Here is a 21,048-nt window from a genome sequence, read left to right as displayed (position 1 = left end):
GCCGCACCGCTTTTCCCACGAGAAAGGAATCCTCTTCCATGACCTCCCCGAGCACCTTCCCCGAGCGCGTGCACATGGTGGGCATCGGCGGCGCCGGCATGTCCGGCCTGGCGCGGATACTGCTGGATCGCGGGGTGACGGTCACGGGCTCGGACGTGGCGGACTCCGCCGTGGTGGCCGCGCTGCGGGAGGCGGGCGCCCGGATCGCGGTGGGGCACGCCGCCGAGAACCTCGACCTCGCCGGCGGCCTGCCGGACGTGGTAGTCACCTCCTTTGCCGCCATCCCCAAGGACAACCCGGAGCTGATCGCCGCGCGTTCCCGGGGTGTGGAGGTCATCCGGCGCTCCGACCTGTTGGCGCTGCTGATGGAGGGCTCCCGCCAGGTGCTCATCGCGGGCACGCACGGCAAGACCTCCACCACCTCGATGACCGTGGTGGCCATGCGGGAGGCGGGCCTGGACCCCAGCTACGCCATCGGCGGGCAGCTCAACCGTGACGGCCTGGGCGCCCATCACGGCGCCGGGGCGGTGTTCGTGGCGGAGGCGGACGAGTCGGATGCCTCCCTGCTGCGCTACTCCCCGGAGATCGCGGTGCTCACCAACGTGGAGCCGGATCACCTGGACTTCTTCGGCAGCGCCGAGGCCTATTTCCGGGTGTTCGAGGACTTTGCCGCCCGGATCGTTCCGGGGGGCTGCCTGGTGGTGTGCGTGGACGACGATCACGCGGCATCGGTGGGGCTGCGGGCCAGGGAGCGCGGGGTGACCGTGCGCGGCTACGGCACGGCGCAGGCCGCGCGCCGCCACCCGGAGGTGCCGATGCTGGCCACCGTGTTAAGCATGGAGCCCACCGCCGAGGGCACGCGGGCCGAGGTGGAGATCGAGGGTGCCTCAGTGACCATCGAGCTGGCGATTCCCGGCAAGCACATGATGCTCAACGCCACGGCGGCGCTGTGCGCGGGCGTGCTCGCCGGGGGCCGCGCCGAGGAGGTGGCCCGGGGCGTGTCCACCTTCGACGGGGTGCGGCGCCGCTTCGAGCACAAGGGCACCGCAGCGGGGGTGGAGGTCTTTGACGACTACGCCCACCATCCCACCGAGGTGGAGGCCGTGCTGCGGGCGGCCCGGTCCAACCGGGACGCGCGGGGAGACGGGCGGCGGCGCGGCCGGGTGATCGCGGTGTTCCAGCCGCACCTGTACTCGCGCACCCGGCAGTTCGCGGAGGAGTTCGCCCGCGCGCTGAGCCTCGCGGACGCGGTGATCCTCCTGGAGGTCTTTGGCGCGCGGGAGCGGCCGGTGCCGGGGGTGGACTCCGGGCTGATCGCCCGGCACCTGGACCCCGGCGTGGTCGCGCGCGAGGGGGACCTGGGGGCCGTGCCCGCCCGCGTGGCGGGGCTGGCCGAGCCGGGGGACATGGTGCTGACCATGGGCGCGGGGTCCGTGACCACCCTGGGTCCGCGCATCCTCGACGCGCTGGGGAGCTGAGCCGCCATGCCCACCCTGAGTTGGACGCGACGCCTGCCGAGGATAAGCCGCAAGGCCGTGCTCGTGGGCCTGGCGGTGTTCCTGGCGCTGGTGGTGGCGGCCGGGGCGGTGCTGTGGACGCGGCCCGTGCTCAAGGTCGCCACGGTGGAGGTCACCGGGACGAGCCATCTCCAGCCCGCCGAGGTGCACGAGGCCAGCGGGATCAGCGAGGGCCAGAACCTGGTGCGCGTGAACGAGGCCGCGGCCGCCACGGCGGTGGCCCAGCTCGAGTGGGTGGAAAGCGTGACCGTGGCGCGGTCCCTGCCCTCTACGGTGAGTATCCGGGTCACCGAGCACACCCCGGTGCTTTTTACCCGGAAGGACGGGCAGCCGCTGCTCATCGACGAGCACGGCGAGGCCTTCGCCTACGGGGATCCCCCGGAGGGCACGATGGAGGCCACCGGCGAGGCCACCAACGACCCCGCGGTGATGGGCGAGCTGGTGCGGGCGGTCAACGAGATCGACCCCGGCGTGCGCGCCCAGGTGGCGTCCGTGTCTGTCCCGCACCAGTGGGAGGTGGAGTTCCGCCTCGCGGACGGGCGCGTGGTGTACTGGGGTTCCCTGGAGGACGCCAGGGACAAGGCCCTGGCCATGCGCACCGTGCTCACCCGCGCGGGCGAGCACTGGGACGTCTCCAACCCGAGGCTCGTGACGGTGCGCTAGGTTGGGGAACCGGGCGCTGTTCGCAACCCTCTAGTTGCACTTGAGGGTTCCGACACGCCGCCGAAAATGTCCGCCACTCCGGCGGGGTTTTCACTCATGATGGACAAGAAGATTTTTATAGACCTCAATAACTCTTTTGAAAGGCGAGCCGCATCCTATGACCTCTCCGAATAACTACCTCGCCGTCATCAAGGTCGTCGGCGTCGGCGGCGGTGGCGTTAACGCCGTCAACCGCATGATCGAGGAGGGCCTCAAGGGCGTCGAGTTTATTGCGGTGAACACCGACTCGCAGGCGTTAATGTTCTCGGACGCCGACGTCAAGCTCGACATCGGACGCGAGGCCACCCGCGGCCTGGGCGCCGGCGCCAACCCCGAGGTGGGCCGCGCCTCCGCGGAGGATCATAAGTCGGAGATCGAGGAGTCCCTCAAGGGCGCGGACATGGTGTTCGTGACCGCGGGCGAGGGCGGTGGCACCGGCACCGGCGCGGCCCCGGTGGTGGCGGGCATCGCCAAGAAGATGGGCGCCCTGACCATCGGCGTGGTCACCCGCCCCTTCAAGTTCGAGGGCAAGCGGCGCACCCGCCAGGCGCTCGAGGGCATCGACGCCCTCAAGGAGGTCTGCGACACCGTCATCGTGATCCCCAACGACCGCCTCATGGAGCTGGGCGACGCCACGCTGTCCATGATGGAGGCCTTCCGCGCGGCCGACGAGGTGCTGCACAACGGCGTGCAGGGCATTACCAACCTCATCACCACCCCCGGCGTGATCAACGTGGACTTTGCCGACGTGCGCTCCGTGATGGCGGACGCGGGCTCCGCCCTCATGGGCGTGGGCTCCGCGCGCGGCGATAACAGGGTGATGAACGCCGCCGAGCAGGCCATCAACTCCCCGCTGCTCGAGTCCACGATGGAGGGCGCCACCGGCGTGCTGCTCTCCGTGGCGGGCGGCTCCGACCTCGGCCTGCACGAGGTCTACGAGGCCAACTCCATGGTGGAGGACAAGGCGGACGAGGACGTGAACCTCATCTGGGGCACGATCATCGACGACAACCTGGGCGACGAGGTGCGCGTGACCATCGTGGCCACCGGCTTCGACGCCGCCACCAACGCGGTGGCGGAGCCGCAGCGCGAGCAGCAGGCCCCCGCCGCCCCGGCGGAGGACCCCACCCCGGCCCCGAGCGAGCGCGGCGCGCTCTTCGCGGAGCGGGATCGCGGCGAGCGCGACCGTTACGACCGCCGCGAGGAGGAGGCGGAGCCCCGCGAGGCGCGGCACCGCCTGGACTTCCCGCGCCGCCGCGAGGGCGGCAGCGGCCTGTTCACCCACCGGCAGGAGGACCGCGACCGGGATTGGCGACGCCGCGAGGACGACGGGGACGAACTCGACGTCCCGGACTTCCTGCGCTAGATTCCGAAGGCATGCCCCTGACCGAGAGCCCCCGCCCCGTCCGCAAGGTGTTTACCACCCGTGCGGGCGGGGTTTCCGCTGCCCCCTACGAGTCCTTCAACCTTGGCCTGCACGTGGGAGATGATCCCCAGTCCGTCCGCGCGAACAGGCGGCGCCTGGCTCGGGTGGTGGGGGTGCCCGCCGAGCGGTTCGTGTGGATGGAGCAGCTCCACACGAACACCGTGACCGTGGTCTCGGAGCCGGCGCGGGAGCCGGTGGCGGCCACGGACGCCCTGGTCACCACCACCCCCAACCTGGTGCTGGCGGTGCTGGTGGCGGACTGCGTGCCTGTGCTCCTCTCGGACGCCACGGCCGGGGTGGTGGCGGCGGTCCATGCGGGCCGCCTCGGTGCGCGCAACGGCATCCTCGCGCGCACCGTGGAGGCCATGCGGCGCTGCGGTGCCACCCCGGGCAACATCCACGCCCTCTTAGGACCCGCGGCGTCGGGGGAGTCCTACGAGGTTCCCGAGGAGATGGCCCGGGACGTGGACAAGCGCCTGCCCGGCTCCTACGCCCGCACGCAGGCGGGCACCCCGGGCCTGGACCTGCGCGCGGGCCTGGAGCGTCAGCTCCGCGAGGCGGGCGTGCGGGCCGTGGATGTTGATCCCCGCGATACCATCGCGGACCGGGACTTCTTCTCGCACCGCCGCGAGGGCGTCACGGGGCGCCAGGCGGGCCTGGTGTGGCTGAACCCGGAGGAAACGCGATGATGCAAAAGGAACAGCAGGAACAGCAAGAGCGGAAAGAGGCGCTGGCGGCCAACCTGGCCGGGGTGCGCGGGGAGATAGCGCGCGCGGCCCGGGCCGCCGGGCGAGACCCCGAGGGGATCGCCCTGCTGCCGGTGACCAAGTTCCACCCCGCCTCGGACGTGGCGCTGCTGGCCGAGCTGGGGGTGACCGACGTCGGGGAAAATCGGGAGCAGGAGGCGCGCGCCAAGGCCGAGGAGCTGCCGCGGGTGCGCTTTCACATGATCGGGCAGGTGCAGACGAAGAAGGCCAACGCCGTGGCGCGGTGGGCGGCCAGCGTGCACTCGGTGGACTCCCCGAGGCTCGTCGCGGCCCTGGATCGCGGTGCCGGGCGGGCGCGCGAGCGCGGCGAGCGCCCCGGCCCGCTGCCCTGCTTTGTTCAGTGGAGCGCCGACGGCGACCCCCACAGGGGAGGTGCGGGCGACGTCGCCCCGCTGTGCGAGCTGATCGTCCAGGCGGAGCACCTGCGCCTCGATGGGATCATGTGCGTCCCGCCCGTGGGCGGCGATCCGGCGGAGGTCTTTGCCCGTGCCCACGAGATCCGCGCCGAGCAGGAGCGGCGGTGGGGGCGCGGGCTGCGGCTGTCCGCCGGGATGTCCTCCGATATGAGCGAGGCCATCGCGGCGGGAACGGATATTGTGCGTGTCGGAACGGGCATCATGGGCGCGCGCCCGTTAGCCTAGTGAGCATTCAAGTTGGCCATCGCGGCGGAACAGACGCCGACGCGAGCGAAGGGGACGTGAGAGATGTCGATCATCAAGAATGCCAAGGAGTTCTTCGGCCTGGCGCCGGCGGACGCCTACCACGACGACGCCTACTACGGCGAGGACGTTCACTATGAGGCGCAGGGCAGCGCCGCCTACCAGCCCCGCCGGGAGCAGGGCTACGAGTACGGCGCGGACTACGGGCGGGAGCGCACGCCCGCGCCCAGCCGCCACGAGCCCGTGAGCCGGGGTGCGGTGGCGCGCCCGGCGATGGATTCCTACACCCCGGCCGTGGTGCCCGTGCGTCTGACCTCCTTCACGCAGTCCGCCGAGGTGGGGGAGCCCTTCCGCGACGGCGACGCCGTGGTGTTCGACCTCAGCGGGATGGATCTCGACGAGGCCAAGCGGGTGCTGGACTTTGCCTCCGGGCTGTGCTTCGCGCTGCGCGGGCAGATGAAGAAGCTGGTTCCGCGCGTGTTTGCCATCGTCCCCGACGGCGCCACCATCTCCACGCGGGAGCTGGAGGAGGCCGCCCGGCTGCGCTAGGCCGCCCTTCCCCCGGCGCCCGCGCCCCTGCCCGGTGATCCGAGGCGGGGGCGCTGTGCTGTGATGCCGTGGGGGCTGCCGTGCCTGCGACCGCCCGCAACCGCCCGCGTGCGCGGTTTCCATTAAACTGGTGCACCGTGACTGACGTTGGCTACATACTCCTGATCGCGCTGCGCATTTTCACGCTCTTGCTCATCGTGAGAATCGTGGTGGAAATGATCCAATCGTTTTCCCGCAGCTTTCGCCCCCCGCGCGCCTTTTATCTGGTGGCGGAGCCTCTTTTCCGCGTGACGGACCCGCCGATCAAGGCGCTGCGCCGGGCGATACCCCCGCTGAACATGGGCGGAGTGGCGCTGGACCTTTCGGTGATCGTGCTGTTTCTCCTCTGCTTGGTGCTGGAGCTCATCATTCGGGCGGTCTTCTTCGTGTAAGTCCGGGGCCGCTAATAGCCCGATAACCAGGCCGGAGAGGCGTGGATGTTTTGCCTTGTGATTGGCCTCCTGATTGACGGAAGTACGGAAGATCAACTAAAGAATTAGGTCAGGTACTATACTCGGTGACAGTGTGGAATCAGCTACACTGGCTGCGAAGAACCGCATGTAACTTAAGAACGCAACCGTGAGGCGCCCCCGTGCCTCGCGCCTAGCCCCATCGGGGCGACAAACTCGAAGGGATCTCCGATGCCGCTGACACCAGCAGATGTGCACAACGTAGCTTTTAGCAAGCCGCCGATCGGCAAGCGTGGCTACAACGAGGACGAGGTGGATCAGTTCCTCGACTTGGTGGAGGACACCCTCGCACAGTTGCAGGACGAGAACGAGGACCTGCGCCAGCGCGTGGACGAGCTGAAGGGCTCCTCCTCCGGCGCCGCCACCGCGTCCCGCTCCTCTTCTGCCGCCTCCTCCACGGACGAGGCCGCGCTGCGACGCGAGATCGAGGCGGAGCTGCGTTCCGAGTACGAGTCCCAGCTCACCCAGGCCAAGAAGGCCACGCAGAAGGCCGAGGCGGACATCAAGGCCGCGCGCGAGGAGGCCGAGCGGGCCCGCAAGGAGGCCGCCGAGGCCAAGTCCACCACGGCGTCCGCCCCCGCGCAGCCGGCGCAGGCCGCCACCGTGGACGCCACGGCGGACTCCCACGTCCAGGCCGCCAAGGTCCTGGGCATGGCGCAGGAGATGGCCGACCGCCTCACCACCGAGGCCCAGATGGAGTCCAAGTCCATGCTGGACGAGGCCCGCCAGGCCGCCGAGAAGCAGATCAACGAGGCGGACCTGAAGGCCCGCACGATGGTGGCGGACGCGGAGAAGAAGTCCGAGCGCACGCTTGCCGACGCTCACAGCCGCGCCGAGGCCCAGGTGCGCCAGGCGGAGGAGAAGGCCACGGCCCTCAAGCAGGACGCGGAGCGCAAGCACTCCGAGATCATGTCCACCGTCAAGCAGCAGCAGACGGCGCTGGAGTCCCGCATCGCGGAGCTGCGCACCTTCGAGCGCGAGTACCGCACCCGCCTCAAGACCATGCTGCAGAGCCAGCTCGAGGAGCTGGAGTCCCGCGGTTCCACCGTGACCAACTCCACCGAGAGCTAAGAACGCCACGGGTTTCTTCGCGTAGTTTCCCGGCTCACGCTCCCATCGCCACACCCTTTGGCGGTGGGGGCGTCGCTATGCCTCGGGGGCTACACTGGGGGCCATGCTCGTCGCCGCCTTGATCTGCACCGCCCTGGCCCTGGTCAGCTTCGTCGTTGTCATCGTGACGGGGTACACCGTGGGGCTGGTGGCGATGTTCCTGCTCGTGGCGGTGGCGGCCGCGCTGCTGGTGATCGACATCAGCGCCAAGCGGCACCCGGCGGGGCGGCACGCGGAGCCGGGGGATTCGGTGGAGCGCGGGGCCACCGGGTAGCGCTATACTGTGGTGCATATGCGTCGATCCGGCCATCACCGGGGAGCATTCGGAAGAACGGCGGGGCGGACCGCTTAGTAGAACCGAACGGCTAAGGCTCGTCATCGCCTTCACTACACCAATGAAGTGGTCGCCCGTGCGGCGGGGAATCCCGCCGGGGCGGCAAGCAGGGTGGTACCGCGCGGCGTCGCCGCGTCCCTGCGGTCGTGTTGGATGACGGTGAAGGAGTAACGCGCAGTGAGCGAGCAGAAGAACGCCTCCGTGGGGTCGGTGTACCCCCGGGTGGACCTCACCGGGGGATCGACGAGGTTTCCCGACATGGAGCGGCAGGTGCTGTCCTATTGGCAGCGGGACGATACCTTCCAGGAGTCCCTGAGCCGTCGCGAGGGGTGCCCGGAGTACGTCTTTTACGACGGCCCCCCCTTCGCCAACGGCCTGCCGCACTACGGGCACCTGCTCACCGGCTACGTCAAGGACATCGTGCCGCGCTTCAAGACGATGCGCGGCTACCGCGTGCCCCGCGTCTTTGGTTGGGACACCCACGGCCTGCCCGCCGAGCTGGAGGCGGAGAAGCAGCTCGGCATCAAGGACAAGGGCGAGATCGAGGCCATGGGCCTGGCCAAGTTCAACGAGTACTGCGCCTCCTCCGTGCTGCGCTACACCGAGGAGTGGAAGGAGTACGTCACCCGCCAGGCCCGCTGGGTGGACTTTGACAACGGCTACAAGACCATGGACCTTTCCTACATGGAGTCCGTGATCTGGGCCTTCAAGCAGCTCTACGATAAGGGCCTGATCTACCAGGGCTTCCGCGTGCTGCCGTACTCCTGGGCGGAGCACACGCCGCTGTCCAATCAGGAGACGCGCCTGGACGATTCCTACAAGGAGCGCCAGGACCCCACGCTGACGGTGACCATGCCGCTCACCGGCGCGCGGGAGGGCACCCCGGCCCAGGCCACGCTGGCGGAGCACCCGGAGCTGGGCGAGGCCGCCGCGATCGCCTGGACCACCACCCCCTGGACGCTGCCCTCCAACATGGCGCTGGCGGTCAACCCGGAGGTGGATTACGCGCTGGTGCGGGTGGGCCAACAGGGCGCCGAGGGCTTCGCGGGCGCCACGCTGCTGCTGGCCGAGGGCCTGCGCGGGGCCTACGCCAAGGAGCTGGGCGAGGACGCGGAGGTCCTCGGCACCTTCCGGGGCGCGGACCTGGTGGGCCTGACCTACCGGCCCATCTTCCCGCATTTTGCGGACAAGGCCGAGGAGGGCGCCTTCCGCATCCTGGGCGCGGACTACGTGACCACCGAGGACGGCACCGGCATCGTCCACCAGGCCCCGGCCTTCGGTGAGGACGACATGAACACCTGCCAGGCGGAGGGCGTGCCGATGGTGCTGCCGGTGGACATGGACGGTAAGTTCACCTCCCTGGTGCCCGAGTACGAGGGGCAGCTCGTCTTTGACGCCAACAAGAGCATCATCAAGGACCTCAAGGCCACGGGCCGGGTGCTGCGCCACCAGACCATCGTGCACTCCTACCCGCACTCCTGGCGCTCCGGGGAGCCGCTGATCTACATGGCCCTGCCGAGCTGGTTCGTCTCCGTGACGAAGATCCGGGACCGCATGGTGGAGCTCAACCACGAGGGCATCGAGTGGATGCCGGAGCACGTGCGCGACGGGCAGTTTGGCAAGTGGCTGGAGGGCGCGCGCGACTGGAACATCTCGCGCTCGCGCTACTGGGGCTCGCCCATCCCCGTGTGGGTGTCCGACGACGACGAGTACCCGCGCGTGGACGTCTACGGCTCGCTCGACGAGCTCGAGCGGGACTTCGGGGTGCGGCCCGCCTCGCTGCACCGCCCCGACATCGACGAGCTGACCCGCCCCAACCCGGACGACCCCACGGGCAGGTCCACCATGCGCCGCGTGCCCGACGTCCTGGACGTGTGGTTCGACTCCGGCTCGATGCCCTTCGCGCAGTTCCACTACCCCTTCGAGAACAAGGAGTGGTTCGAGTCCCACGCCCCGGCGGACTTCATCGTGGAGTACATCGGGCAGACGCGCGGCTGGTTCTACCTGCTGCACGTGCTCTCCACCGGGCTCTTTGACCGCCCGGCCTTCAAGAAGGTGGTGGCCCACGGCATCGTGCTGGGCGACGACGGCCTGAAGATGTCCAAGTCCAAGGGCAACTACCCGGACGTCAACGAGGTCTTTGACCGGGACGGCTCGGACGCCATGCGCTGGTTCCTCATGAGCTCCCCGATCCTGCGCGGCGGCAACCTCATCGTCACCGAGCGCGGCATCCGGGAGGGCGTGCGTCAGGCCCTGCTGCCGATGTGGAACGCCTACTCCTTCCTCCAGCTCTACTCCTCCAAGCCCGCCCGGTGGTCGGTGGACTCCACGGACGTGCTGGACCGCTACATCCTGGCCAAGCTGCACGACCTCGTGGCGGGGGTGGAGGCCTGCCTGGACGCCACGGACATCGCCGCCGCCTGCGACCAGGTGCGGTGGTTCTGCGACGCCCTGACCAACTGGTACGTGCGCCGCTCCCGCGAGCGCTTCTGGGCGGGCGACGAGGCCCACCCGGAGGCCTTCAACACCCTGTACACCGTGCTGGAGACGCTGACCCGCGTGGCGGCCCCGCTGCTGCCCTACATCAGCGAGGTGATCTGGCGCGGGTTGACCGGCGAGCGCTCGGTGCACCTCACCGACTACCCGCGGGCCGAGGACTTCCCGGCGGACGCGGACCTCGTGGCCGCCATGGACGCGGTGCGCGGCGTGTGCTCGGCGGCCTCCTCGGTGCGCAAGGCTCACAAGCTGCGCAACCGCCTGCCGCTCCCGGCGCTGACCGTGGCGATGCCGGGCTCGGATTCCCTGGCGGACTTCGCCGCGATCATCCGCGACGAGGTCAACGTGAAGGACGTGCGCTTAAGCGACGACGTGGACGCCGTGGGCCGCTTCGAGGTGGTGGTCAACGCCAAGGTCGCGGGCCCCCGCCTGGGCCGCGACGTGCAGCGCGCCATCAAGGCGGTCAAGGCGGGCGACTACGAGCGCGCCGGGCAGACCGTGGTGGCCGACGGCATCGAGCTGGGCCCGGAGGAGTTCACCGAGCGCCTGGTGGCCGCCAACCCGGAGTCCACCGCCCGGATCGAGGGCCTGGGCGGCCTGGTGTCCCTGGACATGACGGTCACCGAGGAGCTCGAGGCCGAGGGCTGGGCGGCGGACGTGATCCGCGGGCTCCAGGACGCCCGCAAGGCGGAGGACTTCGAGGTCTCGGACCGCATCGAGGTCGCGCTCGCGGTGCCGCAGGACAAGGAGGACTGGGCCCGGCGCCACCGCGACCTCATCGCGGGCGAGGTGCTGGCCACCGCGATGGAGATCACCACCGGGGAGCTGCCGGAGGGGGAGCGGACCCACGAGGTGCTCAAGGGCGTGCGGGCCGCCGTGCGCCGGGCCTAGCGGCCTCAAGCCGCCTCGAGCGGTGGAGAGCGGCCTCGGGTGGCGCGGAGCGGTGGCGGGGCATGCGCGGAATAGAAGCCGCCGCCGCGGCCTTGTACCGGGTATGAGGAACATCGAGCTGGACGTGATCGTTCTCGGCTTTGGCAAGGCCGGCAAGACCATCGCCATGAAGCGGGGCCGCGCGGGAGACCGCGTGGCCATCGTGGAGCAGTCGCCGCAGATGTACGGCGGCACCTGCATCAACGTGGGATGCGTGCCCACCAAGACCCTGCTCACCGCCGCCCACCGGCACCGGATCGGCGGCGGCGAGGACCACGCGGGGGCCTTCGCCGAGGCCCGGCGCCACCGCGACGAGTTCGTCGCCCGGCTCAACGCCGCCAACAAGGAGATGGCGGTGGACAGCGGCGTGCGGGTCATCGACGGCCACGGACGCTTTACCGGGCCGAACACCGTGGAGGTCACCGGGGGAGCGGAGGCGCTCACCCTCACGGCGCCGACCATCGTCATCAACACCGGCGCCGTGCCGGTGCGCCCGGACGTCCCCGGGGTGGATCTGGACCGCGTGGTGGACTCCACCGCCGTGCAGCGCCTGCCGGAGCTGCCCGACCGCCTGGCGGTGGTGGGCGGCGGGCCCATCGGCCTGGAGTTTGCCACGATGTTCGCCCAGTTTGGCAGCCGCGTCACGGTGCTCGACGGCTCCGAGGCCTTCCTGGGCCGCTACGACCGGGACATCGCCGGGGTAGCGCGGGCGGACCTGGAGGCCCAGGGCGTGGAGATCGTCGGCGGGGCGCGGGTGACGGGTTTTGCGGCCATGGAGGGCGGCGGGGTGAGCGTGCGCTACGGCGGTGGCGGCGGGGCGGGTCCGGTGGAGACGGTGGAGGCGGACTACGCGCTGCTGGCGATCGGGCGGCGCCCGAACACCGAGGGCCTGAACCTCCAGGCGGCGGGCGTGGAGGTGACCGAGCGCGGCGCGGTGCGGGTGGACGAGCACTTGCGCACCTCGGCGCCGGGGATCTACGCCGCCGGGGACGTCGCGGGCGGCCCGCAGTTCACCTACATCTCCTACGACGACCACCGGATCATCCTGGAGGACCGCTGGGGCGCCGGCGCGGCGCCGCGCTCTGCCGCCGGGCGGCTCTTTCCCACCACCACGTTCCTCAACCCGCCGCTCTCCCAGATCGGCATGGGGGAGCGGGAGGCCCGCGAGGAGGCGGCCCGGCGCGGGCACACCCTCGCGGTGCGGGCCCAGGACATCGCGGACATCGCGATCATGCCCCGGCCCAAGATCCTGGGGCAGTCGCAGGGCCGGGCGAAGTTCCTGGTGGACGAGGAGGAGGACCGCATCCTGGGCGCCACGCTGTACTGCGTGGACTCCCAGGAGCTGATTAACACCGTGGCGGTGGCGATGCGCCACGGCGTGCCCGCCTCGGAGCTGGGGGCGGGCATCTACACCCACCCCAGCAGCTCCGAGGTGTTTAACGCGCTCCTGGGCTAGGGGCCTCGCTCACCCAGGCTGCGCTAGCGGGCGGAGTCCGCCAGCGCGGCCACGGTGGCCAGCGCGCCCCGGGAGTGCAGGCTGCGCAGCGCCTCCGCGTAGGGCTCGGTGAACTCGGGGTGGTCGATGAGGTCCCCGAACACCTCGCGGTAGCGCAGGAACGCCAGGGCGTCCTCGCGGTTCCCGGCGGCGTGCTCGCGCAGGGAATCCGCGAGGCGGTCCACCACCGCGATGGGTTCGCCCTGCTCGTCCGTGCCCTCGGCGTAGCGCGCCCAACTGGCCACGATGGCGGCGCTGAGCCGCACGGGGCGGCCCGCCGCCATGTTCTCCCGGATCACGGGGATAAGCCAGGTGGGGATGCGGTCGGAGGACTCCGCGCACAGGCGCGCCACGGTGTCCCGCACGGCCTCGTTGCCAAAGCGGGCGATGAGCCGATGGCGGTAGGCGTCCAGGTCCATGCCGGGCACGGGGCGCAGCGAGGGGGTGGCCTCCTGTTCCATGTAGGCCAGCAGGAAGCGGGAGAAGCGCTCGTCGCGCACCACCTCGTGCACCAGGCGGTGCCCGGCGAGGTAGCCGAAGTAGCACAGGCCCTGGTGGGAGGCGTTGAGCAGGCGCAGCTTCATCAGCTCGTAGGGCATGACGTCGCGCACCATCTGCGCCCCGGCGTCCTCGTAGGGCGGGCGGCCCAGGGGGAAGCGATCCTCGATCACCCACTGGCTGAAGTCCTCACACACCACCGGCCAGGCGTCGGCGTAGCCGTGGCGGGAGGCTACCTCGGCGCGGTCGGCGTCCGTGGTCTCCGGGGTGATGCGGTCCACCATGGAGTTGGGGAAGGCCACCTTCTCCTCCACCCAGCCAGCCAGGTCCGCGTCCGCCTCGCGGGCAAAGCGGAGGAACATCTCGCGCGCCATGTCCCCGTTGCCCTGGATGTTATCGCAGCTCATGATGGTAAAGGGCGGCGTTTCCTCGCGGCGGCGCCGCGCCAGGGCTGCGGTGATGAGACCGAAGAAGGTGCGCAGGTCTCCCGTCTGACCCGCGCGCAGCGCGGCGACGTCCGCCGGGACGTGGGGGTTGGCATCCAGCGCGTAGCCGCCCTCGGTGACGGTGAGGGACACGATCTTGATGGCGGGGTCCGCCAGTCGGGCCACGGCGGCGCGGGGGTCGTCGGGGGCAAAGACGTAGTCGATGAGGGAGCCGATGACGCGGGCGCGTTGCCTGCCGGAGGGGGCCTTCTCCACCAGGGTGTAGAGGTGGTCCTGGCCCGCGAGGGCGTCGCGCATCCGGGCGTCGGAGGGCATGACACCCATGCCCACGATCCCGAAGTCCATCGCCTTTCCCTGATTCATCAGGTCGTCGAGGTAGCGGGCCTGGTGCGCGCGGTGGAAGCCGCCCACGCCGAAGTGCACGATGCCGGGGGTGACGCGGGAGCGGTCGTAGGCGGGCACGGCGACCTCGGTGCCGTTCAGGGAGTCGAGGACGGAGGAACCCAGACGAGGGAGGGACATGATGATTCTCCTTGGAAAGATTGCTTAGGAAGGGGAGGAAGAAGCAAGGGTGGCGGTGGCGGGCACGCCGTCGAAGCCCGGCTGCAGGCCCTTGAAGGCCAGGCACATGGCGCCCGCGAGGACGAAGAGGCCCATCATCACCAGGACTAGGCCGGTGGCCCCGATGAGGGGGTACAGCAGCGCCACCAGGGCGGGCCCCGCGGCCACGGCCCCGCCCACGCCCAGGTTGTAGGCGGACATGGCCGCGCCGGGGTGGGTGGGGTCGAGCGCCACGGCGATGGGGGACAGCGGCACGTACCCGGCCAGGGCCACCCCGAAGAGCGCGCCCGCCACCAGCGTGAGGCCGAAGGCGGTGCGGTCGCTCAGCCCCGCGTCCAGGGCGAGCAGCGGGGTGAAGTACACCAGGCCCAGGGTGATGGTGCAGCACACCGGCCCCGCCCAGATCATGGTGCGCCACCAGCCGAAGCGATCTCCCAGGCGGCCGTAGATGGGGTTGAAGGGCAGGTTGACGGCGTAGATGGTGGCGGTGAGCAGGAGGAACCAGGAGCGGGGCCAGTCCAGGTCCTCGTGGAAGTAGGCGGGGAAGAACACCGCCATGGCGTAGGTGGGGATGGAGTTGATGGTGCGGATGTAGGTGACGAACCGCGCGCGGCGATCCGTCCACAGCAGGCGGAGGCCCCGGGCGAGGGTGGCCCCGACGTCGGAGGCGTTGGCCACCAGGGGGCCGCGCCCGCGCCGCTCCTTGACGCCGAGGAACACCACGAGGGAGCCGAGCACCACGAGGACGAGGGAGACCCAGAGCGTCTGGTAGTAGGTGAGGTCGAACAGGCTCATGGAGACCGTGGCGGTCAGCGCGCCCAGGGTGGGCAGCCCGGCGGAGAAGGCCACGTAGAACCAGCCCACGCCGCTGGCGAGCTGGCGGGCGGGCGCGGTGGCGGTGATCCATACCAGGAAGCCGTAGGCGAAGAGGGGGTAGCCGAAGCCGCGCAGCCCGTAGCACAGGAAGATCAGCGCGGTGTTGTCCGTGGTGAGCGCCAGGCAGAGGAACCCGATCTGGAACGTCACCCAGACCGCCGCGCCGAGGATCATCACCCTGCGGGGTCCCCACAGGTCGGACAGGGCGGCGGCGAAGAAGGCCGCGATGGCCACGGCCACGCCGTAGACGGTGACCAGCCTGCTCGCGGAGCTGACGGTGAAGCCGTGCTCGTCGCTGAGGAAGGGCTCCAGGATGTTGGTCTCCACGCCGTCGCCGATCATGAAGATGGTCAGCCCCACGAATCCCCAGAGCAGGGGGCGGGGTATCTGGAGGCGCTCGACGAGCCCGCGGCGGGCTCCTGCGGGGGAATGAGTCATTCCGGTCACCTTTCCGGGTCGGGGCGGCGCGTGATGTGGATGACCGCGCGCCCATGATCTAACATGAATCTCACAAAAGTCAACATTTTGTTGTTAGGAAATGTGGTGTTTTGCGGCGTCGCGGCGGGCCGGTCTCCTCCGGTTCCGCCCGCGCCGCCCCACGCAACGGACACAGGAGGTCCGCGATGGAGCAACCGGTGGGCGGCCCCGAGGCCCGGCGCGCCGCCATCTTGAGCAGCCTCGCCGCGGGCGCGGGCACCGCGCGGCTCGACGACCTCGCGCGGCGCTTCTCCGTGAGCGCGATGACCATGCACCGCGACCTCGACGCCCTGGCCGGGCAGGGGCGGGTGGAGCGGGTGCGCGGCGGGGTGCGCCTGATCGAGCGGCCCTTCGTGGAGCGGGACGTGGCGGTGCGCCGCTGCGCCAACGCGGAGGTCAAGGCGGCCCTGGCGCGCCGGGTCGCGGAGCTGCTCGGAGAGGGGGAGGTGCTGGCGCTCGACGACTCCACCACCGTGGGGGCGCTGGCGCCCCTGCTTCCGGGGCTGAGCCCGGGGGCCGTGATGACCCACTCTCTGGGGCTGCTGCGCGCGCTCTCCGGCGCCATGCCGGGCACGCCGCTCATCGGCCTGGGTGGGCGCTACGTGCCCACCACCGATTCCTTCCTGGGGGCGGCCACCTGCCGCCAGATGTCCGGGCTGAGCGCGGACGTCTCCCTCGTGTCCACCACGAGCGTGCGCTCGGGCGCGCTCTACCACCCGGACGAGGAGGCCGCCCGCACCAAGACCGCGTGCGCGCGCCTGGGGCAGCGCCGGGTGCTGGTGTGGGACTCCTCCAAGGACGGCGCGCCGGGGGTGCACCGCGTGGCAGGTTTAGAGGAGTTCCACGAGATCGTGGTGGACTGCCACGTCAGCGGCGATACGCTGGCGCTCATGGAGGCCACCGGGGCCCGGGTGCACGTGGTGGACGCCCCGGCGCCGGAAGCCCCGGCGGAACACGAGAAAGGACAACGCGCATGAGCCTGGTGCTGGGCATCGATTCCTCCACCCAATCCTGCAAGGCCCTGCTGGTGGAGGCGGAAACGGGCCGCGTGGTGGATCAGGGCCGGGCCGACCACCCGGCCGGAACCCAGGTGGACCCCCGGGAGTGGGAGCGCGCGCTGGGGCGTGCCGCCTCGGGGCTGATCGAGCGCGCCGACGCGGTGGCGGTGGCGGGCCAGCAGCACGGCATGGTGGCCGTGAACGAGCGGGGCGAGCCCGTGCGCCCCGCGATGCTGTGGAACGATACCTCCGCCGCGCCCCAGGCGGAGCGGCTGGTGGAGGAGCTGGGCGGGCCGCAGGCCTGCGCCCGCGAGGTGGGCAGCGTGATGGTGGCCTCCTTCACCGGGGCCAAGCTGCGCTGGCTGCGCGATCGGGAGCCCCGCACCGCCGAGGCGACCTCGGCGGTGCTCCTGCCGCACGACTACCTCACCTGGCGGCTGCGCGGGGGCTCCGGGGAGTACGTCACGGATCACGGGGACGCCTCCGGCACCGGGTACTACTCCACGGCGCGCCGGGAGCTGCGCGGCGACCTGGCGGAGCTGTACCTGGGGCGCGCGGTGCGGCTGCCCCGCCTGGCCGAGCCCGCGGAGGCGGTGGGCCGCACCCCCGGTGGCGCCCTGGTGGGGGCGGGCACCGGGGACAACATGGCCGCCGCCCTGGGGCTGGACCTACACCCGGGGGACGTGTGCGTATCTCTGGGAACCTCCGGGGTGGCCAGCGCCGTGGTGGAGGCCTCCGTGCACGACGGCACCGGGATGGTGGCCGGCTTTTGCGACGCCACGGGCCGCTACCTGCCCCTGGCCTGCACGCTCAACGGGGTGCGGGTGCTGGACTTCGCGGCCAGCACGATGGGCGTGGATCACGCCGAGCTTTCCCGGCTGGCGCTCTCGTCGGAGCCGGGCGCGCGGGGCGCGTGCCTGCTGCCGTACCTGGACGGGGAGCGCACCCCCAACCGGCCCCGGGCCACGGGCGTGTTCCGGGGCCTGACCACCGCGACCACCCGCGCCCACATCGCCCGCGCCGCCGTGGAGGGGCTGCTGTGCTCGCTGCGCGACGCGGTGCTGGCCCTGGAGCGCGCCACGGGCGAGCGCGCGCGGCGGCTGCTGCTCATCGGGGGCGCGGCGCGCTCCGAGGCGATCCGGGCCGTGGCGCCCACGATCTTTGGCCTGCCCGTGGCGGTGCCCCGGCCCGCGGAGTACGTGGCCCTGGGCGCGGCCCGGCAGGCCGCGTGGGCGCTGGCGGGCGGGGAGGCCCCGCCCCGGTGGGGTGGGGTGGAGTCCCGCACCTACGAGGGCGAATACCAGGCCGAGGTGGTCCGGCGCTACGCGCGGCTGCGCGACGCCACCGAGGGGTGGGAGTAGCGCCCCTGCCCCGCTATCATTCGCACACCTGATCGACAAAGCGGTGCCGGGGACGTATCCTTAAGGACATGCAGCGGTGGGTTCTTCACATCGACATGGACGCCTTCTACGCCTCCTGCGAGCAGCTCACCCGCCCCACGCTGCGGGGGCGCCCGGTGCTGGTGGCGGGCGTGGACGGCCGCGGGGTGGTGGCGGGGGCCTCCTACGAGGCGCGTCGCTACGGGGCGCACTCCGCCATGCCCACCCATCGGGCCGCCGCGCTGGTGGGCTACCGCGCGGTGCTGGTCAAGCCGCGCCGCGCCGTGTACGCCACGGCCTCGCGCCGGGTCTTTGAGATCGTGCAGCGCCACGCCGGGGTGATCGAGCAGCTCTCCGTGGACGAGGCCTTCCTCGAGCCCCCGGAGCTGGCGGGGGCCAGCCCCGGCGAGGTCGAGGAGTGGGGGCAGCGGTTGCGCGAGGCGATCCGCCGGGAGACGGGCCTGCCCTCCTCGATCGGGGCGGGATCGGGCAAGCAGTACGCCAAGATCGGCTCCGGGGAGGCCAAGCCGGACGGCATGTGCGTGATCCCCGTGGAAAAGCAGATCGCCATGCTGCACCCGCTGGACGTGGGCAAGCTGTGGGGCGCCGGGCCCGTGACCCAGAGCAAGCTGCGGGCGGTGGGCGTGCAGACCATCGGGGACCTGGCCGCCATGACCCAGCGCGAGGTGGAGATCACCCTGGGCTCCACGCTGGGGATACAGTTGTGGCAGCTCGCGCGCGGGCACGACGACCGCCCGGTGCAGCCGCGCGCGGAGGCCAAGCAGATCTCCGCCGAGCACACCTATCCCCGCGACCTGCTCACCAGGGCGGAGGTGGACGCCGCGATCGAGCGCGCCGCCCAGGGCGCGCACCGGCGCCTGCTGCGCGACGGCCGCGGCGCGCGCACCGTCACCGTGAAGCTGCGCATGGCGGACTTTCACGTGGAGTCCCGCTCCGCCACGCTGCCGTACGCCACCGATAACCCGGAGACGCTGCTGTCCACCGCGCGTCGCCTGGCGCGCTATCCCGGGGAGGTCGGCCCCATCCGCCTCGTGGGCGTGGGCTACTCCGGGCTGGAGGCGGCTCGCCAGGACGTGCTCTTTCCCGAGCTGGAGCGGCGGCTCTCCCCGCCCGACCAGGGGGACAACGACTACGAGGTGGGGGTGGCGGGCCCGACGGAGGAGGGGGCGGCGCAGAGCGTGCTGATCGAGGAGCCCCCCTCCGGGTGGCGCGCCACCGAGGACGTCTACCACCCCGACTACGGGCACGGGTGGGTGCAGGGCAGCGGGCACGGGATCGTGACGGTGCGCTTTGAAACGCGCACCACGCGGGCGGGGCGCACCCGCACCTTCGCCCACGACGACCCCGCCCTGCGCCCCGCCGACCCGGTGGATAGCCTGGACTGGGGAGACTGGCTGGAGGGGCGGGAGGACGAGGGCTAGAACAACGCGCGCGGGTCCGTGCCCGTGGCCAGCGCCACCAGCAGGGCCGCGCGCGCCTGCCCCGCGCGCAGGTGGCCCGAGCCGATGGCCCCGAGCGCGCCCAGGCTGGCCCCGCCGCCGGGGCCGCCGTAGTCAAAGCGCACCTCACCGTGGGCCGCGCGGGTGGTCACCACCACCGGAATGCCCCGGCGCAGGGCCTCCTCCACGCCACGCGCCAGGTCCGTGCCGATGTTGCCCGCGCCCAGGGCCTCCACCACGATGCCCTGGGCCCCGGCGTCCAGGGCGGCGTCGATCGCGTCGCGCGGCGCGCCGGGGTAGGCGGCGATGACGTCCACCCGGTGCCCGTCGAGGGGTGCCACCGGCAGGGCGGCGGGGCGGGTGGGCTCCTGCGGGCCCCGGTAGGCGAAGGCCGCGAGATCCGAGGTGTGCTCCTTGACGGTGCCCCGGGCGGGCAGGACCTTATGGCCGAGGACCACGAGCACCCCCATGCCCCGGGCGGCGGGGTCGAGCGCGATGGTGCAGGCGTCGAAGAGGTTGTCGGGGCCGTCGGGTGCGGCGGCGTCGCTGGGGCGCATGGCCCCGGTGAGGATCACCGGGCGGTCGTCGCCGTGGAAGGCGTCGAGGGCGAGCGCGGTCTCCTCCAGGGAGTCGGTGCCGTGGGTGATGACCACCCCGGCCACGGCGGGATCCTCGAGCTCGCGGTGCGCGGCGGCCACGATCTCGTCCACGTCGCGCGGGCGCAGGGAGGAGGAGTCGAGGCGGCCCAGCTCGCGCACCCGGAGACGCACGCGGTCCGGGTGCAGGCGCGGGCGCAGCCCGGCGGCGAGGTCCTCCCCGGACAGGGTGGGGACGAGCGCCCCGGCGGCGTCGGTGGTGCAGGCGATGGTGCCGCCGGTGGTGAGCAGGGAGACGATCTGCGGGGTATCCATGATGGGGTCATTGTAGGCGGTCGCCGGGGCGGGGCGCGCGGGGCGGGTATGCTCACAAAAGCAACAGGTGTAACATCTTTCCCAAGAGTAACTGCTGGGCGTTCGCGCGCCTTCCCATGCCGCGCGGGCCGCCGACGTTATGGAGGAGACACCGTGAAGTTGCAGAAGATCGCCGCCGCCACGATCGCCCTGGGGCTCGGCCTCGGCGTGGTCGCCTGTTCCAGCGATGAGGGGAACGAGAAGGCGGAGGTGACCTCGAAGACTCCGGCCTCGACGTCGGCCCAGGAGGTGGCCCCCGCCCTGCCCACCGCCGCCGAGCTCAACCAGGTCCTCGCCGTGGCCACCGACGCCCACCGGCCCATCGAGGAGAAGATCGCCACGGTGCAGGGCGGGGAGACCGCGCCCGAGCTGTTCGACGTGATGGCGCGCTCCAAGGAGGAGTCCGGCGCGGACTTCCAGGTGGTGGACCCGGTGCTCGCCGGGTACGCGGCCAACGAGGTGCTCACCAGCGTGCAGTTCCTGCGCCCGAACGAGCCCGAGCAGATGGCGGACAACGTGACCTTCGTGTATGAGAACGGCTCCTGGAAGCTCTCCAAGGACTGGGCCTGCACGCTGGTGACCCGCGTGGTGCCGGACCAGGCGCCCGCGATGTGCGCGGATCAGGTGCCCTCGAACCCGGTTCCCGACCCCGCGCCCGCCGACGCCCCGGCCCCGGCGCCCGCTCCGGCCGAGGCTCCGGTTCCCGCGGCCCCGGAGGCACCCGCCGAGGCGCCCGCGCCCTAGGGGCGTTCTCCGGGGGGGGGGGGGGGAGGGGGAGACAGTCAGAGTCCCACAGTGCAACAGCGGGTACGGGGAGAAAGTTGCACTGTGGGACTCTGTGAGGCACTGCGCTTTGGTTTTGTCCTAACTGTTGGGGAGAGGCGCTGGTGGCGCGGTTTTTCAAGAGTG

Annotated in this window: 18 protein-coding genes; 15 read left to right on the top strand and 3 right to left on the bottom strand. The window is 71.5% G+C overall.

Features of this window, described 5'->3' with window-relative positions:
* Window positions 1–38: 38 nt before the first annotated feature.
* The 11 genes from murC to B140_RS0101115 all read left to right on the top strand — a co-directional run bounded on the left by murC (window position 39) and on the right by B140_RS0101115 (window position 12,455).
* A complete protein-coding gene (murC, locus tag B140_RS0101165) occupies window positions 39–1,478 on the top strand; it encodes a UDP-N-acetylmuramate--L-alanine ligase (protein WP_018117517.1) in 1,440 nt (479 codons plus the stop codon).
* Between the two features lie 6 nt (window positions 1,479–1,484).
* The gene (locus B140_RS0101160) at window positions 1,485–2,180 is read left to right on the top strand and encodes a cell division protein FtsQ/DivIB (protein ID WP_051069208.1); all 696 of its coding nucleotides are present in this window, start codon (window positions 1,485–1,487) and stop codon (window positions 2,178–2,180) included.
* A 157-nt stretch (window positions 2,181–2,337) separates the two neighbouring features.
* On the top strand, window positions 2,338–3,585 hold the full coding sequence (ftsZ, locus tag B140_RS0101155) for a cell division protein FtsZ (RefSeq protein WP_018117515.1): 1,248 nt from the start codon (window positions 2,338–2,340) through the stop codon (window positions 3,583–3,585).
* A gap of 11 nt (window positions 3,586–3,596) precedes the next feature.
* Window positions 3,597–4,334, top strand: coding sequence for a peptidoglycan editing factor PgeF (gene pgeF / locus B140_RS0101150; protein WP_018117514.1), 738 nt, complete (start codon window positions 3,597–3,599; stop codon window positions 4,332–4,334).
* On the top strand, window positions 4,331–5,053 hold the full coding sequence (locus B140_RS0101145; RefSeq protein ID WP_018117513.1) for a YggS family pyridoxal phosphate-dependent enzyme: 723 nt from the start codon (window positions 4,331–4,333) through the stop codon (window positions 5,051–5,053). The genes pgeF and B140_RS0101145 overlap by 4 nt, the downstream gene beginning before the upstream one ends.
* A gap of 63 nt (window positions 5,054–5,116) precedes the next feature.
* Entirely contained in the window at window positions 5,117–5,620 is a 504-nt protein-coding gene (locus tag B140_RS0101140) for a cell division protein SepF (RefSeq protein WP_018117512.1), read from the top strand.
* 137 nt (window positions 5,621–5,757) lie between these two features.
* Window positions 5,758–6,051, top strand: a complete 294-nt coding sequence (locus B140_RS0101135) for a YggT family protein (RefSeq protein ID WP_018117511.1) — start codon at window positions 5,758–5,760, stop codon at window positions 6,049–6,051.
* A 249-nt stretch (window positions 6,052–6,300) separates the two neighbouring features.
* Entirely contained in the window at window positions 6,301–7,200 is a 900-nt protein-coding gene (locus B140_RS0101130; RefSeq protein WP_026165851.1) for a DivIVA domain-containing protein, read from the top strand.
* A 103-nt stretch (window positions 7,201–7,303) separates the two neighbouring features.
* A complete protein-coding gene (locus B140_RS0101125) occupies window positions 7,304–7,513 on the top strand; it encodes a hypothetical protein (RefSeq protein WP_018117509.1) in 210 nt (69 codons plus the stop codon).
* A 237-nt stretch (window positions 7,514–7,750) separates the two neighbouring features.
* Window positions 7,751–10,960, top strand: a complete 3,210-nt coding sequence (gene ileS, locus B140_RS0101120; protein ID WP_018117508.1) for an isoleucine--tRNA ligase — start codon at window positions 7,751–7,753, stop codon at window positions 10,958–10,960.
* A 103-nt stretch (window positions 10,961–11,063) separates the two neighbouring features.
* The gene (locus B140_RS0101115; RefSeq protein WP_018117507.1) at window positions 11,064–12,455 is read left to right on the top strand and encodes an FAD-dependent oxidoreductase; all 1,392 of its coding nucleotides are present in this window, start codon (window positions 11,064–11,066) and stop codon (window positions 12,453–12,455) included.
* 23 nt (window positions 12,456–12,478) lie between these two features.
* Here the strand turns inward: B140_RS0101115 and B140_RS0101110 are convergent, their stop codons facing one another.
* Together B140_RS0101110 and B140_RS0101105 are read right to left on the bottom strand one after the other, a co-directional pair.
* On the bottom strand, window positions 12,479–13,960 hold the full coding sequence (locus B140_RS0101110; protein WP_018117506.1) for a mannitol dehydrogenase family protein: 1,482 nt from the start codon (window positions 13,958–13,960) through the stop codon (window positions 12,479–12,481).
* 24 nt (window positions 13,961–13,984) lie between these two features.
* Window positions 13,985–15,313, bottom strand: a complete 1,329-nt coding sequence (locus B140_RS0101105) for an RbtT/DalT/CsbX family MFS transporter (protein ID WP_018117505.1) — start codon at window positions 15,311–15,313, stop codon at window positions 13,985–13,987.
* A 185-nt stretch (window positions 15,314–15,498) separates the two neighbouring features.
* Here B140_RS0101105 and B140_RS0101100 point away from each other — a divergent pair, with 185 nt between their 5' ends.
* From B140_RS0101100 to B140_RS0101090, 3 genes are all read left to right on the top strand, one after another.
* Window positions 15,499–16,329: a DeoR/GlpR family DNA-binding transcription regulator gene (locus B140_RS0101100; protein ID WP_018117504.1), complete on the top strand. Its 831-nt coding sequence runs from the start codon at window positions 15,499–15,501 to the stop codon at window positions 16,327–16,329.
* Window positions 16,326–17,711 (top strand): xylulokinase, encoded by a 1,386-nt coding sequence (xylB, locus tag B140_RS0101095; RefSeq protein ID WP_018117503.1) that lies wholly within the window; start codon window positions 16,326–16,328, stop codon window positions 17,709–17,711. Before B140_RS0101100 ends, xylB begins: the two co-directional genes overlap by 4 nt.
* Window positions 17,712–17,779: 68 nt before the next feature.
* A complete protein-coding gene (locus B140_RS0101090) occupies window positions 17,780–19,171 on the top strand; it encodes a DNA polymerase IV (RefSeq protein ID WP_026165850.1) in 1,392 nt (463 codons plus the stop codon).
* Here B140_RS0101090 and B140_RS0101085 read toward each other — a convergent pair.
* Window positions 19,168–20,100, bottom strand: coding sequence for an asparaginase (locus B140_RS0101085; protein ID WP_018117501.1), 933 nt, complete (start codon window positions 20,098–20,100; stop codon window positions 19,168–19,170). The two genes, B140_RS0101090 and B140_RS0101085, sit on opposite strands and share 4 nt — an antisense overlap.
* 153 nt (window positions 20,101–20,253) lie before the next feature.
* Between B140_RS0101085 and B140_RS0101080 the strand changes: the two genes are divergently transcribed.
* Window positions 20,254–20,883, top strand: a complete 630-nt coding sequence (locus B140_RS0101080; protein ID WP_018117500.1) for a WKL family lipoprotein — start codon at window positions 20,254–20,256, stop codon at window positions 20,881–20,883.
* The last annotated feature ends 165 nt before the right edge of the window (window positions 20,884–21,048 follow it).

It is taken from the genome of Corynebacterium mastitidis DSM 44356, assembly GCF_000375365.1.
GTDB classification, from domain to species: domain Bacteria; phylum Actinomycetota; class Actinomycetes; order Mycobacteriales; family Mycobacteriaceae; genus Corynebacterium; species Corynebacterium mastitidis.
The sequence above is the reverse complement of the archived record's forward strand: the minus strand, read 5'-3'. Positions and strand labels throughout refer to the sequence as shown.

Coding starts and splice junctions, on each gene's coding strand:
- B140_RS0101140 (WP_018117512.1), top strand. CDS start 5,117: ATGTCGATCATCAAGAATGCCAAGGAGTTCTTCGGCCTGGCGCCGGCG.
- B140_RS0101110 (WP_018117506.1), bottom strand. CDS start 13,960: ATGTCCCTCCCTCGTCTGGGTTCCTCCGTCCTCGACTCCCTGAACGGC.
- B140_RS0101125 (WP_018117509.1), top strand. CDS start 7,304: ATGCTCGTCGCCGCCTTGATCTGCACCGCCCTGGCCCTGGTCAGCTTC.
- murC (WP_018117517.1), top strand. CDS start 39: ATGACCTCCCCGAGCACCTTCCCCGAGCGCGTGCACATGGTGGGCATC.
- ftsZ (WP_018117515.1), top strand. CDS start 2,338: ATGACCTCTCCGAATAACTACCTCGCCGTCATCAAGGTCGTCGGCGTC.
- B140_RS0101115 (WP_018117507.1), top strand. CDS start 11,064: ATGAGGAACATCGAGCTGGACGTGATCGTTCTCGGCTTTGGCAAGGCC.
- B140_RS0101090 (WP_026165850.1), top strand. CDS start 17,780: ATGCAGCGGTGGGTTCTTCACATCGACATGGACGCCTTCTACGCCTCC.
- B140_RS0101145 (WP_018117513.1), top strand. CDS start 4,331: ATGATGCAAAAGGAACAGCAGGAACAGCAAGAGCGGAAAGAGGCGCTG.
- B140_RS0101130 (WP_026165851.1), top strand. CDS start 6,301: ATGCCGCTGACACCAGCAGATGTGCACAACGTAGCTTTTAGCAAGCCG.
- B140_RS0101105 (WP_018117505.1), bottom strand. CDS start 15,313: ATGACTCATTCCCCCGCAGGAGCCCGCCGCGGGCTCGTCGAGCGCCTC.
- B140_RS0101100 (WP_018117504.1), top strand. CDS start 15,499: ATGGAGCAACCGGTGGGCGGCCCCGAGGCCCGGCGCGCCGCCATCTTG.
- B140_RS0101085 (WP_018117501.1), bottom strand. CDS start 20,100: ATGGATACCCCGCAGATCGTCTCCCTGCTCACCACCGGCGGCACCATC.
- xylB (WP_018117503.1), top strand. CDS start 16,326: ATGAGCCTGGTGCTGGGCATCGATTCCTCCACCCAATCCTGCAAGGCC.
- pgeF (WP_018117514.1), top strand. CDS start 3,597: ATGCCCCTGACCGAGAGCCCCCGCCCCGTCCGCAAGGTGTTTACCACC.
- B140_RS0101160 (WP_051069208.1), top strand. CDS start 1,485: ATGCCCACCCTGAGTTGGACGCGACGCCTGCCGAGGATAAGCCGCAAG.